The organism is Halosolutus sp. YCN4 (genome assembly GCF_059736495.1).
In genome coordinates this window covers 442,412-456,014 of record NZ_JCASSM010000001.1, presented here as the reverse complement: position 1 = coordinate 456,014, position 13,603 = coordinate 442,412, and the positions used below count along the sequence as shown (strand labels likewise).

The following is a 13,603-nucleotide window of genomic DNA, read 5'->3' as shown; positions in this document are numbered from 1 at the left end:
GCAAGTCTCGTTTGAACCCCAGCGATCGCCGTTCTATTTCGAGAACGGTGCGACTGGCTCCTCTCCCGTTGCTGATCAGTCTCCGTAGGGCGTGACCAGCACAGTTGTCGCAGTGGTGGTCTCTTCAGACTACACGACACGTCCTGACCCGTCGGCTCTCGGATCGGCACGTGGACTATTCCGGTCGTGTGGGTGGAATCGAACTGGTAGCCTCCCCACCCCGACGGCTCGGCAGTAGCTTCGACTCTCGGTGACTGACCGGGTCCATGCTATTTGGGAGTCAACAGTGGTAGATCACGTATGCCCCCAGATGGCCCTCCTTCCACCGGGAGTACTCGTCCCGCCACGGATTTAACGACGAGCGTACAACACTGGGCCCCTGCGATCGCCGTGAGTCTGACGACGTTCATCGTGGTCCTCAATGCTTCCCTGATGAACGTGGCGATCCCCACGATGGTGGACGAGTTCGATACCACGGTCACCGTGATTCAAGGGGCGGTTGCACTCTACTCGCTGGTGACCGCAGCGCTGATTCTCCCAGCCGGTACGCTGCCGTCTCGGCACAGTATTCGGCGTGTACTGGCAGTCGCACTGATCCTCTATGCCGGTGGGACGCTGGTGGCGTCGATTAGCTGGAATACGACGATCCTCTATCTCGGCTGGTCAGTCATCCAGGGTTCCGCAGCCGCCGTGATATTTCCCCTGACGTTCACTGTCTTGATCGTCAGTTACGAAGACGACGACCGGGCGAAGGCGTTCGGACTGTTGGCTGGCGTGAGCGGGGTTGGATCGACGCTTGGACCGATTATCGGTGGCGCACTCACCACGTACGCGAGTTGGCGGTGGGGGTTTGCGTTGCAACTCGTCGGTGTGGGGAGTATTCTCTTCTTCGCGCAGTACGTGAGTCCGAACCCGCTGTCAGAAACGCGCAGTTCGCTGGACAAAGGCGGGACGGTTCTGTCCATCGTCGGTGCGACGTCGCTCGTCACCGGGTTCCTTCTGAGCGGGAAGTACGGGTGGATGGTCGAACGCCGGCCGTTCGTCGTCGGCGAGATGCAGTTCAATCCGTTCGGGACGTCGCCGGCGATCTGGTTTCTCGGAGTCGGACTGCTCGGGTTCGCCGCGTTCGTTCAGTACGAACGCCGACTGGAACGGGCTGGGAAGTCGCCGCTCGTTCCGCTGCACGTCCTGACGAACCGCCCGTTTTTGGCCGGTGTCATCACCTACAACATTCGCTCGATCGTCTCGGCTGGCTTCTTTTTTATCTTCCCGGTCTATCTCCAGGCAGTACTCGGATACACCGCCTTCGAAACTGGAGTCGCGCTGTTACCGTATTCACTCGCGTCGATCCTTTTTTCGTCGGTTACGCCCAACTGGCGGAAGTACGTCTCGCCGAAGACGCTTATCCAGATCGGTGTCGTGTGTATGGGCGTTGGACTGGTGCTGTTGTACGAGCAGACGGGCCCCGATCAGACGATCGTCAGGATGGCTCTCCCGGTGGCGCTTTACGGTGCCGGCGTCGGACTCATACTGGCACAGATCACCAATATGACGATGTCGGCCGTCCCGACCGCGTACTCCGCCGAGGCATCCGGAGTCCTGAACGTGAGCTATTCGATCGGATTTGCCCTGGGGACAGCAGTCGTTGGCTCGTATTTTCTCGGACGGTTCTACGGGAGCGTCGTCGATGGGGTACTCCGAGCGGAACACGAGACCGTTTCGGCCGAGCAACGAACTGATCTGGTGATCGCGCTCGAAGATGCAGCAGAGACGGCGACCGAAGCTACTCAGCAACAGTTCCTGAACCAACTCACTCCGTCACAGCGACAGTTGCTCGAGGGTATCTTCGAGGCTGCGATGTTCGACGCGCAACGGGCAACGCTGCTCCTCCTGGTACTGGTCGTGTTGCTCCTGCTCATCGCATCGACGTTCTTGCCGCGGCAGATACCGGACGCCGACGACGAAACCGACCACCCCGAATCAGCCCCTGGTTCGGCGCGTGAACCGTCCGAAACAGCCGCCGAGGACTAACCGATCCGGACACCACAGATGCAAATCGTCCGTTCGATCGGTTCGGTACGGTTCGAGAGGTCTCAAATGGTTTATATCGACGTACGCAGGACAATGTCGTTGTGACCGCGCCGGAGTCCGCTCCTTCGACTTAAGTAAGTGAACGAGTGGGTTGGGGCAGATTTGAACTGCCGACTTCCTCCGTGTGAAGGAGGTATCATAACCGGACTAGATCACCAACCCGCACCGGGACGTATCAGTGCGTTCGACTTAAGACTTCCTTTCAGCGCCGACCGGGTTACTTCGTCTCACCCGATCGGCCCCGCTCTTCCAGCGACGATCGAGCCGCTGTGATCGTCGCACGGGCCTGTCCCGCGACTGTTTCCAGGTCCTCACGCACGCGGTCGACCCGACGCTCCGGTTCGACCTCTCGTCCGGTCAGCGTTCGAACGCGGGTTTCGGCGTCGTCGGCCACGTCGCGGAGGCCGAGGACCGCGTGTTCGCCGGCACGCCGGAGGTAGTACAGACTGTCGTGGAAGTGGTTGTTCATGGGTTCCTCTAGCACACAGTAGTACGAGGACAATTATAGACCTTTCGCAGACAACACAATTCCTCGCGCGACGATCGCGCCGGTTGTCATCGGCCACTCGGCGTTCGTCGTCCGCCGGATCGGTAGCACAGTTGAGGAGTGGCCACGGGTTTCCGAATCCTTAACACGCCCCACGGGAAGGATCCGACGATGTTCGATCGTCGTTCGATCCCGACGCCGTTTCCCGTCGGCGACGTCAACACCTATCTCGCGGGCCGCACGATCGTGGATCCCGGTCCCGACAGCGACGAGGCCTGGGACGAGGTCCGATCGTTTCTCTCCGTGCACGATCTCGAACCGGGCGATATCGAGCAGGTACTCCTGACCCACTCTCACCCGGACCACTTCGGCCTCGCGAAGCGCTTTCGCGATCGGGGCGCGACCGTCGCCGCGAGTCCGCCTGCAGCCGCGATCGTCGAAGAGTTCGGTGCCAGACTCGACGCGGAAGCGGCCTTCTTCCGCGACCTGTTCCCGGCCCACGGGATGGATGCCGACGCTGCCGCGACGATCACCGATCTCTCGAGCGCCTACCGATCGTACGCGCCGGACTGTACGGTCGATCGACGCCTCACCGACGGCGACACGATCGAGGTCGGACCGGCGACCCTGTCGGTCCAGCAGGTCTCGGGCCACGCCGCCGGCGAACTGATCCTGTCCGTCGAGTCCGCCTCCCGTGGCGGGGTCGGGACGCCGATCGGGGACGGTGGCGACCGAACTCCCGAGGCGGCCGCGGGCACGACGGCCATCGTCGGCGATCACGTCCTCGAACACATTACGCCGAATCCGCTCCTCCGGCCCCCGGTGGACGACGGCGGGGACCGACCGCAACCGCTCCTGGAGTTCAACGCGTCGCTGCCGCGCCTGCGCGATCGGGGATTCGATCGGCTCCTGCCGGGCCATGGCGGAATCATCGACGAACCGGCCGAGCGCATCGCGGAGATCCTCGCCGCGCACGAGGACCGGACCGCAAACGTCGCCTCGATCCTCGACGAGCAGGGCGAGGCGACCGCCTACGAGGTCATGGAGGGCCTGTTCGGCGATCTCTCGCTGGCCGACCAGTACACCGGGATGAGCGAAGCGATCGGGCACCTGGACGTGCTCGTGAACCGCGGGCGGGCACGGCGCGTCGACGGAGCGGACCGCATCACCTACGAGCCTGCGTGAGAATCACGCCCCATGAACGAGTGCCAGCCGATCGCGCTCGAACGCGAGGGCGCGACCGCCGACCTGGTCGTCCGGGATGGTCGCGTCTACTGCTCGAATCGCCGCGAGTTCCTCGATCGCGACGTCGCGGTCGTCGGCGATCGGATCGCCGCCCTGCTCGAGGACGACGACTCCGTCGTCGGGCCGGACACCACGGTCGTCTCGGCGGCCGATCGCGTCGTCCTCCCCGGCTTTATCGACGCACACACGCACGCCGACATCCACCTCACGCCCGAGCGGGCCGCCCCGCCACTGCTCGCGACCGGAACGACGTCGATCGTCACCGAGACCTCCGGACTGGGGCTGCTCTTCGGGAGTCGCGGCGTCGAGACGACGCTCGATCGGACCGCCGATCTCCCGCTCTCGGTCTTCTGTACCCTGCCGCCGCAGGGGCTGGTCGATACCTTCGATCCGGCGACCGCCGACGACTCCGAACTCGAGGCACTCGCGGGCCTGCTCGACCACGAGAGAGTCGTCGGCGTCGGCGAGATCGACTGGATCCACGTCGTCGGCCGGGATTCTCCGGTCGAACGGCTCTACGACCGTGCACGCGAGGCCGACGAGACGATCGTCGGCCACGGGGCAGGCTGTCGCGGGGCCGCGCTCCGGGCGTTCGCGACCGTCGTCGACAACGACCACGAGGCCATCTCGGCCGAGGGGATCCGCCGGCGTGCGGAACACGGTCTCCACGTGGTCGGCCGCTGTGGCACCATCCGCGACGACCTCGACCCCTTCGTCGAGGCGTTCCCGGACGTCGATCGGGGGAGCGTCTCGCTCTCGACCGACGGCGTCTGGCCGCCGGATCTCGTCGACGGTTTCGGGATGGGCGAGGTGGTCCGGCGCGCGATCGAGGCCGGCATCCCCGCCGCGGACGCGATCGACGCCGCCACGCGGAACCCCGCCGAACAGTTCGGACTCGGGGACCGCGGCGTGATCGCGCCGGGTGCGATCGCCGATCTCGTTCTCGTCGACGACCTCGAGTCGATGCGCGTCGAGACGGTGCTCACGGACGGGTCGATCGTCGTCGACGACGGTGCACCCACGGTCGAGCCCCGGACCGATCCGTACCCCGATTTCGCCACCGACACCGTCGCCGTCGACCTCGATCGCGAGCGGTTCACCGCCCCGCGATCGGCGGCCTCGGGAGAAACCGTTCGCGCGATGGCGGTCGAGGAGGGACTCGTGACGACCGAGACGACGGTCGAACCGGCCGTCGTGGAGACTGCGGGCGAAGCAGAGCGATTCGGCCCGGACCCCGAAGCCGACGTCTGTACGGCCACGCTACTCGATCGGGATCCGGCGACCGAGGACAGCGGGTTCACGGGCTTTCTCACCGGGTACGGCCTCGAGACAGGTGCCGTCGCCGCCAGCGGGACGTGGGAGACCGCGGGGCTCGTAACCGTCGCCGCTGACACCGACGACGCGCTCGCGGCCGCCGAGCGCGTGCGTGCGATGGGGGGCGGATTCGCCGTCGCGCGGGACGGCGAGGTCGTCGCCGACCTCGCGATGCCGGTCGCCGCGACTGCAGCAGACGCACCGCCCGAAGACGTCGCGGACGGCTTCGAGGCGCTCGAACGCGCCCTCGACGATCTCGGCGTCGCGGTCGATCGACCCCTGTTGACCCTCCAGACGCTCACGTTCCTCGGCGTCCCCGCGCTCAAACTCACGTCCTCGGGGTACGCCGACGTGCTGGACCGATCGCTGGTCGGACTGGATCCGGATACTGACGAATCGATTGCAGAATCGTAACCCACGTCGACGACGTCTGGGCGCCCGCACCACCCGGGAGCGCGTTTTCGGGCCGCTCGACAACTCAGTACCGCGGCGACTCCTCGGGTTCGCCGTCGCGCTTGTTCACGACGCGGGCGAAGGTGAACAGCCCGTCCGAGAGGCGGTTCAGGTACTGCACGGCCTGTTCGTTGATCGGTTCCTCGTTCGCGAGCGCGACCGCCCGGCGTTCGGCGCGTCGACAGACCGTCCGCGCGTGGTGGAGCTGGGCGCCGTGTTCGCTTCCGGTCGGCAGGATGAACGAAGTTAGCGGCTCCAGTTCCTCGTCGTACTCGTCGATCCAGTCTTCGATCGTCTCGACGTGTTCGGCGCGAACGACGGGGTCGTCCTCGTCTGGATCCGGGTTCGCGAAGTCGGCCAGGACGACGTGGAGGTGGTTCTGGACCGACCGGAGTCGCTCGTCGACGTCGTCGTGACTCGTCGGGCGGATCGTCCCGATCAGCGCGTTGAGTTCGTCGACGGTCCCGTAGGCCTCGATCCGGGCGCTCGCCTTCGAGACCCGCGTCATGTCCCGGAGGTCGGTCTTGCCCTCGTCGCCGCGACCTGTGTAGATCGACATACGAGAACCGATGGCCGGGGCTCACTTAACTCCGCTGTCGTATCTCGTGCGGTCGGGGGAAAATCAGTACGTTAAACTCGCTCCGGTCGGTAGCCTTCGGCATGTCCATGGAACGCGACGGCGAGTGTCCGAACTGCGGGGAGGTCACGTTCTACCGCGCCGCGAGCACGACGCTCCACCTCGGCGAGAAGGTCAAGTGGCACTGTCCGAACTGTGACTACGGCTTCGTCCGGATCAACGGTATCGACACCAGCACCGCAGAGGCCTGACACGGCCTGCTGTACCGATGTGCCGGTGCAACCGCACAGCGATCGCGGTTGCGCCGGAACTGGCCTGCAGTAGTCCGTACGAACCGCGGATCGAACACCTACTTCGCAACCCCCGGAATCGTTCTCGATCGGTATCTCTCCCGCCTCTTTCGACTGGTAATCAGTTTTACTCAGTTCATCAGTACGTGCATGAAAACACGGCTTGGCGAAACAGCGGCCAGTTCGGGAGTCGATATATAACTGGCCGTGCTCTGCTGTGAGCACGGGATACGATGCAAGGACGCAGGCTGGCCACGACGGACGAACTCATCGCGATCGTCAGCCCCGACAGCGACGCGGCGCTCGATCGGCTCGAGACCTGGACCGACGACCGCGGGATCGACCTCTCGATCGTCGACGTCGGGGACGACATCGACGACGCGTACGACGAGAACCGGGCGACGCTTGGCGTCACCCTCGGGGGCGACGGCACTTTCCTCGAAGGCGTCAAGTCGTTCGCACCCCGGAACATTCCGCAACTCGGGGTCAACACGGGGACGCTCGCCTTTCTGGCCCGGGTCGAACCCGAGGATATCGGGGCGGCGCTCGACGAGACCATCCGCGGCCGGGCCTCGGTCGACAGCCGCCAGCAGGTCGCGGTCGACGGTCCAGGGATCGAGGCCACCGGGATCAACGACGTGATGATCCAGCACGTCCCGCCGGAGAACCCGATCGATCGGAAGGTCACGCGGCTCGCCGTCCACGCCGACGACGAGTACGTCGGCGAGTTCGAGGGGACCGGCATCGCCGTCTCGACGCCAACCGGTTCGACCGGCGTCTCGCTCTCGGCCGATGGGCCCGTCCACTACCCCGTCAACAACCACACCCTCCAGCTCGTCCCCCTGCACACGCACCAGATCGGCGTTCGGCCGGTCGTCTTCTCGCCGGAAACCGAACTCCGGATCACCACCCGGGGACGGGCGAGCCTCCAGGTCGACGGCGGCCGGGCGCACGCGATCCTCGACGAAGGCGACGAGATCGTCGTCACGGGCGCCGACAAGCTCGCACACGTCGTCCGGACCAGCTACGACGATCACTTCTTCACCGCCATCTCGAAGAAACTCGGCTGGGACGTCCGCGACGCCGACGGGCCGGGCGCATCAGCCGACGGTGACGCCGATCGCGTCACCGCGACGTTCTCGGGGTCTGCCACGGCGTCCGGGACGGACGATCCCGAGGCGGACACCGTCGACCGTGCGCTCACGATCGCGAAAGAGGCCGCCCAGGCCGCCGGCGACCCGCTCCGGGAACTCCACGGCCAGGTCGAGTCTGTCGACGTCAAGAACGACAAGTCGGACATCGTCACCGAGGCCGACCACCAGGCCGATCGGATCATCACGACGGTCATCGGCAACGAGTTCTCCAACCACGCGATCTTCTCCGAGGAGAGCGCCCGCCAGACAGGCGCCGACTCGGCGTACACGTGGGTCGTCGATCCCCTCGACGGGACGGGGAACTTCGCCCACGGCAACCCGAACTACTCGATCTCGATCGCGCTCGTCGAGGACGGCGAGCCGGTGCTTGGCGTCGTCTACGTTCCCGAAACCGACGAACTGTTCAGCGCCGTCGCGGGCCGCGAGGCCAGAAAAGACGGGGCTCGAATCGAGACGACCGATCGGGATCGCCTCGACGAGAGCATGCTCATCTCGGGGTACGATCCCGACGGGACCTTCCTCTCGCACTTCTACCAGGAGTCACGCGGCGTCCGCCGACTCGGCTCGGCCGCGCTCAACCTCTGTTATCTCGCCAGCGGCAGCGCCGACGCCACCTGGGAGTACGACACCTACCCGTGGGACGTCGCCGCCGGCCTCGTGATCGCTCGCGCCGCCGGCGCGGAGATCACGGACGAGACCGGTCAGCCGTTCGCGTTCGCCCTCGAAACCGACGAACGGGCGGCCCTGCTGGGTTCCAACGGCTCGCTCCACCCCGCGCTGCTCGACCACCTGGAACGCGACATCGGGCTGGCCACGCCGTCGCGGTGAGCGCCGTGGCGATTACTCGTCGTCCGCGAGCGCTTGCCACGAGAGCCGCGGGTTCCGTGCCGCACTGGTCTGGTCGATCCGTCGAGCCGTCGTCCGATCGGGGGCGGCCGCGAGCGTCTCGTCGTCCTCCTCGATGACGGCGTTGAACGCCGCAGCGAGCCGATCGAGCGTTGCCTTGCTCTCGACCTCGGTCGGTTCGGTCATCAACGCCTCGGGGACGATCTCGGGCCACTTGGTCGTCGGCGGGTGGACGCCGTAGTCGAGCATCCGCTTTGCGACGTCGGCAGCGTCCTGGTCGCCCGCGCTGGCGACGAACTCGTGGTGGAACGGCTCGTAGGGGACGTCGTAGTCGATCCGACTCGCGAGGTAGTTCGCGTTGAGCACCGCCTTCGCGCTGGCGTCGGTGAGCCCCTCGTCGCCCAGGCGGGCGATGTAGGCGAACGTCTTGACGAGCACGAGCCAGTTCCCCCGGTAGCCGTGGACCTGCCCGATCGTGTGCTCGGGATCGAACAGTTCGTAGGTCTGCTCGCGGTCCGTGCCGCTCCCGTCACGAGCCTCCCGGACGCGCGGCGCGGGGAGGAACGGCGCGAGGTCCTCCACGACGCCGACGGGGCCGGCACCGGGGCCGCCGCCGCCGTGGGGCGTCGCGAACGTCTTGTGGACGTTGTAGTGCATCACGTCGAAGCCCATGTCTCCCGGCCGGGCGCGACCCAGGAGGGCGTTCAGATTCGCCCCGTCGTAGTAGAGGAGGCCGCCGACGTCGTGGACCATCTCGGCGATTTCGGTGATGTCGCGCTCGAATAGCCCGAGCGTGTTCGGGTTCGTGAGCATCAACGCGGCCGTGTTCTCCGAGAGCGCCGCCTCGAGCGCCTCGAGGTCGACCCGCCCCTCGTCGTCGCTGGGCAGGGAGACGACCTCGTACCCGCCGAGCGCGGCGGTCGCGAAGTTCGTCCCGTGGGCGCTCTCCGGAATGATGACCTCGTCGCGGTGGCCCTCGTCGTTGTGCTCGTGGTAGGCCGCGGCGACGCGGATGCCGACGAACTCGCCGGCCGCCCCCGCCGGCGGCTGGAGCGTCACGGCGTCCATCCCGCCGATCCGGGCCAGATAGTCCTGCAGGCGGTACATGAGTTCGAGGGTCCCCTGGATCGACCCCTCGGACCGATCGGGGTGGACCGCCGCGTCCGGCAGGGCGGCCACGTCCTCGGTGAACTTCGGGTTGTACTTCATCGTACACGAGCCCAGCGGGTAGGGGCCGCTGTCGATCCCGTAGATCATCTGCGAGAGGCGCGTGTAGTGGCGGGCCAGTTCGGGTTCGGAGAGTTCCGGGAGTTCGATCGACTCCCGCGTGAGGTCGTCCGGAAGCGGGGAGTCGTCCGCGTCGATCTCGACCTCGGTCCGGTCCTTCTCGGCGAGTAGGGGTTCGTACTGCCCGTCCTCGACGTACCGGGCCTGGTCGTAGCGAGCCTGTTCGGCCCGCTCCTGGGCGGGGTGTCCGTCCGCGCTCTCGTCCGTCATCGAACCACCTCCGTGAACGCCTCGACGAAGCCGTCGATCCGATCGTCCGGGACGCCGGCGACGCAGACCTGGATCTCGTGCTCGCCGACCACGTGGACCGCGAACCCGCGCGTCTCGAGGTCGTCGGCGATCGCTCGCGCCGGCTGGTCGACGTGGGCCACGAACTCCCGGAAGTGGCGTCGATCGTGCACCGGCGCTTTGACGCCGACGAGGTCGTCGAGCCGATCGGCGAGGTCCTCGGCCCGCGTGACGCCCCGTTTGGCGAGGTCGACCATCCCGTTCGGCCCCAGGTACGCGGCGTGCATCGCCGTCCGGAGCGCGACCCACGCCTGGTTCGTACAGATGTTGCTCGTCGCGCGTTCCCGGCGGATGTGCTGTTCGCGGGTCTGGAGCGTGAGCGTGTACGCTCGGCGATCGGTCGCGTCCTCGCTCGCGCCGACGAGTCGGCCGGGCACCTGCCGGAGGTAGTCCTCGCGACAGGCGAAGAGGCCGAGCCCCATCCCGTAGCTGGTCGGCAGGCCGAGCACGCTCGCGTCGCCGACAACGACGTCCGCGCCGACGTCGGCCGGCCGCTGGAGCAGGGAGAGCGCGATCGGGTCCGAGCCCAGCACGAACAGCGCGTCCTCGTCCGCGGCGAGGTCACCGATCGAATCGAGTTCCTCCTCGATCGTCCCGCGAACGGTCGGGTTCTCGGCGTAGACCATGACGACGTCCTCGTCGACAGCGGCCGAGAGCGCGTCGACGTCGACGGTACCGTCCTCGGTCGGGTACTCCTCGATCGAGAGGTCGGTTCCGGCCACGTAGTTCGCGAGCGTGCTTCGGCGCCCCTCGAGCAGGAGATCCGGGACGAGTACCCGGTGCCCGCTCGTGGCGCGGACCCGGTCGGCCAGCGTCGCGGCCTCGCCCAGGGCCGTCGCGGCGTCGTACATCGAGCAGTTCGCGATATCGAGGCCCGTCAGTTCGACCAGCAGCGACTGGTACTCGAAGAGCGCCTGCAGGAACCCCTGCGACACTTCGGGCTGGTACTGGGTGTAGGAGGTGAGAAACTCCGATCGATCCGCGAGGTGGTCGACGAGCGACGGCACGTAGTAGCCGTAGTGGCCCCGTCCGAGTAACTCGGTCAGGTCGTGGTTGCGCCCGAGGATCGACCGGACCAGCCGCCGCGTCTCGCGTTCCGTTCGCGACTCGATGCCGAACTCCTCGTCGAATCGAACGTCGTCGGGGATGTCGAAGAGGTCTTCGACCGCGTCGATCCCGATCGCGTCGAGCATCGCCGTCCGATCCGCATCCGTGTGGGGAGCGTACGGACTCCCCGTGGTGTCTGTTCCGTACATGCTAGAGCAGGTCCCGATCGAACGCGCTCGCCACGCCGCTCCGCCACCGGACCCGTGGACGGCAGGATTCGATCCGAGACACGATATCCGCTTCTTACGGCCACGGGATAATGAACGCACCTCTTCTGACGCGACCGATCGAGCGCTCCCGACGCCCGCCGACCGGCGTCCCCGAACGGCACGACGCGCTTCGGGCGATGCCTGCCTGCAGGTGCTACGCGAATCACGATACAACCGGCTGGTGTGGGGATCCCGTCATGACCGTCGACGACCGCGATTCGCCGCTCGATCGGGAGGATCAGGAGATCGGGGCCGACATCGCGACGGACCGCGAGGAATTTCTGGCCGTCCTGCCCCACTTCTACCGGGGCGAGGTTAGCCAGGCCACCAGCGCACAGGATCGGATCGACCGGACGACCGACTGGGCGATCGCGCTATTGGCGGCGCTTCTGTCGCTGGTCTTTGCGAGTCCACGGATGCCGGCGTTCTTGCTGTTGATCGGCCTGTTTGCCCTGTCCGTCTTTCTGTTCTACGAGGTCCGCCGGTACCGGTTCTACGATCACTGGCGGGCGCGCGTGCGATACCTCCAGGAAAACGTCTTCGCGAACGTCCTCAAGCCGTCCGGCGTCGAGCACGCCTACTGGCGCGAGGAACTGAGCGACGACCTGCGAAATCCGACGTTCAAGGTCTCCGTTCGGGAGGCGCTATCGCGGCGGCTTCGTCGCGTCTATGGGTTGCTGTTCGCAGTGACCGGGACCGCGTGGGCGTTCAAGGTCACCCTGTTCACGCCGGAACAGCGCTGGACGGAGGCCGCCGAGTTGCCCGGCGTTCACGGGTACTACGTCGCCGGGGCGCTCGGCGTCTTCTTTTTCGCCGTTGGCGCACTCGCACTGCTTTCCGGCCGGCGTCGGGCGAAAGGGGAAATCCACGGGACCAGGTCCGGCGACTGGAAGAACGATTGACGACCGAAGGGCGTCGACGCTACTCGTCGGCGTCGGATTCGCCGTTCGTCCCGGCGGCACCAGCGTCGGAGACCTCCGCGTCCTCCGCCGGGGCCGATCGATCGTCGTCCGGGTCCGAATCCGGTGCGCGATCGGCGTCGTCTTCTCTGTCGGATCGAATGCCGGTATCGGGTTCGGTATCGACCGCGGCGTCGTCACCCGCGTCGGTGGCCACGGCGGCGTCGACGTCGGGGCCAGCCTCGCCCCCGGGCGCACCGAATTCGCCCGGCCGCGCCGCTCCTTCCCGAGCGAACAGGTCCAGCGTGACCTTGGCACCGCCGAGCACGACAGGACCGACGAAGAGGCCGACGGCACCGAAGACGACGATGCCGCCGAAGATACCGACGACGATGATCGCGGAGTTGAACGCGCCCGTCTTGCCGATGAGTGCCGGGCGAAGGTACGTATCCGAGGCGCTCACGAGCGAGCCGTAGACGACGAGAACGCCGGCCGAGAGGACGTCACCGATCGCGAGGAGATAGAGGACGACCGGCACCCAGACCCCGAACGCGCCGACGAGCGGGAGCAACGTCAGGACGAACGTGACCACACCGAGAAACGCCACGGCAGGAACGCCGAGCAGCCACAGCCCGGTCGCCAGCAGGACCGCCTGGATCGCCGCCACGGCGACGTTTCCGACGACCGACGCCCACATCAGTTGATCCAGTTCGGTGATCAGTTCCCGTTGCACGTCGTCCTCGATCGGGGCGACGCGACGCGTCCACGCGACGAGTCGATCGCCGTCGCGCAACAGCGCGAACAGCACGAATAGCGTCACCGTGAGCCCGATGAGGAGGCCGGGTACCCCGCCAACGAACTCGATCCCCGTGCCCGCGACCCCCTGAAGGGCGGTGCCGATCGGCTCCCGGTAGGTCCCGTACATCTCGGCGATATCGACGGTGATCCCGCTCGATTCGAGTCGCTCTTCGACGTCGCGGACGTCGAGTGTTCCCTCCTGGACGGCCGTCACCACCTCGAGTGCCTGCTGGAGCGCGATCGCGAGGATGTACATCGTCGGGAGGAGGATCGCGAGAATCGCCACGGCGACGAGCACGAGTGCCGCGATCACCGGACTGACGACCGTTTCGAGCCGCCGCTGTGCGGGCACGAGGATGTACGCGAGGACCACACCGAGGAGAATGTACTGGAGGTACGGCAGGACGATGAGCGTCGCGAGGGCGACGCTCACCAGCGCGAGCGCGGTCAACCCCGCCCCGTCGGCGAACCAGTTCGAGGAATCGGCGTCGTCGGCCATACCCTCACTTGGGGGCACACGCTACATTATCCCCGGGGCCAGATGGCGACGATCGGCGA

The 13,603-nt window shown here is 66.6% G+C and carries 11 protein-coding genes and 1 tRNA gene; 6 read left to right on the top strand and 6 right to left on the bottom strand.

Annotated features, from left to right (window positions below):
* The first annotated feature begins 390 nt into the window (after positions 1-390).
* Entirely contained in the window at positions 391-2,031 is a 1,641-nt protein-coding gene (locus AC6I6X_RS02290) for an MFS transporter (RefSeq protein WP_497928892.1), read from the top strand.
* A gap of 147 nt (positions 2,032-2,178) precedes the next feature.
* Here the strand turns inward: AC6I6X_RS02290 and AC6I6X_RS02285 are convergent.
* Positions 2,179-2,253: transfer RNA gene (locus AC6I6X_RS02285), tRNA-Val, on the bottom strand.
* A gap of 55 nt (positions 2,254-2,308) precedes the next feature.
* The gene (locus AC6I6X_RS02280) at positions 2,309-2,575 is read right to left on the bottom strand and encodes a DUF7553 family protein (RefSeq protein ID WP_497928891.1); all 267 of its coding nucleotides are present in this window, start codon (positions 2,573-2,575) and stop codon (positions 2,309-2,311) included.
* Positions 2,576-2,749: 174 nt separating this feature from the next.
* Between AC6I6X_RS02280 and AC6I6X_RS02275 the strand changes: the two genes are divergently transcribed.
* A complete protein-coding gene (locus tag AC6I6X_RS02275) occupies positions 2,750-3,763 on the top strand; it encodes an MBL fold metallo-hydrolase (protein WP_497928890.1) in 1,014 nt (337 codons plus the stop codon).
* A gap of 12 nt (positions 3,764-3,775) precedes the next feature.
* Positions 3,776-5,551 (top strand): adenine deaminase C-terminal domain-containing protein, encoded by a 1,776-nt coding sequence (locus AC6I6X_RS02270; protein WP_497928889.1) that lies wholly within the window; start codon positions 3,776-3,778, stop codon positions 5,549-5,551.
* A gap of 64 nt (positions 5,552-5,615) precedes the next feature.
* Here the strand turns inward: AC6I6X_RS02270 and AC6I6X_RS02265 are convergent, their stop codons facing one another.
* A complete protein-coding gene (locus tag AC6I6X_RS02265; RefSeq protein WP_497928888.1) occupies positions 5,616-6,149 on the bottom strand; it encodes a cob(I)yrinic acid a,c-diamide adenosyltransferase in 534 nt (177 codons plus the stop codon).
* 101 nt (positions 6,150-6,250) lie between these two features.
* Between AC6I6X_RS02265 and AC6I6X_RS02260 the strand changes: the two genes are divergently transcribed.
* Both AC6I6X_RS02260 and AC6I6X_RS02255 read left to right on the top strand, forming a co-directional pair.
* Positions 6,251-6,418 (top strand): DUF7838 family putative zinc beta-ribbon protein, encoded by a 168-nt coding sequence (locus AC6I6X_RS02260; RefSeq protein ID WP_497928887.1) that lies wholly within the window; start codon positions 6,251-6,253, stop codon positions 6,416-6,418.
* A gap of 272 nt (positions 6,419-6,690) precedes the next feature.
* On the top strand, positions 6,691-8,439 hold the full coding sequence (locus tag AC6I6X_RS02255; protein WP_497928886.1) for an inositol monophosphatase family protein: 1,749 nt from the start codon (positions 6,691-6,693) through the stop codon (positions 8,437-8,439).
* Positions 8,440-8,451: 12 nt separating this feature from the next.
* Here the strand turns inward: AC6I6X_RS02255 and gcvPB are convergent, their stop codons facing one another.
* Positions 8,452-9,954 (bottom strand): aminomethyl-transferring glycine dehydrogenase subunit GcvPB, encoded by a 1,503-nt coding sequence (gcvPB, locus tag AC6I6X_RS02250; protein WP_497928885.1) that lies wholly within the window; start codon positions 9,952-9,954, stop codon positions 8,452-8,454.
* Positions 9,951-11,288 (bottom strand): aminomethyl-transferring glycine dehydrogenase subunit GcvPA, encoded by a 1,338-nt coding sequence (gene gcvPA, locus AC6I6X_RS02245; RefSeq protein ID WP_497928884.1) that lies wholly within the window; start codon positions 11,286-11,288, stop codon positions 9,951-9,953. The genes gcvPB and gcvPA overlap by 4 nt, the downstream gene beginning before the upstream one ends.
* A gap of 257 nt (positions 11,289-11,545) precedes the next feature.
* On the opposite strand from gcvPA, the gene AC6I6X_RS02240 reads away from it, so the two are divergent.
* Positions 11,546-12,250, top strand: a complete 705-nt coding sequence (locus AC6I6X_RS02240; RefSeq protein ID WP_497929636.1) for a DUF2270 domain-containing protein — start codon at positions 11,546-11,548, stop codon at positions 12,248-12,250.
* A gap of 19 nt (positions 12,251-12,269) precedes the next feature.
* Here the strand turns inward: AC6I6X_RS02240 and AC6I6X_RS02235 are convergent, their stop codons facing one another.
* Complete coding sequence (locus tag AC6I6X_RS02235; protein ID WP_497928883.1) at positions 12,270-13,544, bottom strand: AI-2E family transporter; 1,275 nt, start codon at positions 13,542-13,544, stop codon at positions 12,270-12,272.
* Positions 13,545-13,603: the final 59 nt, after the last annotated feature.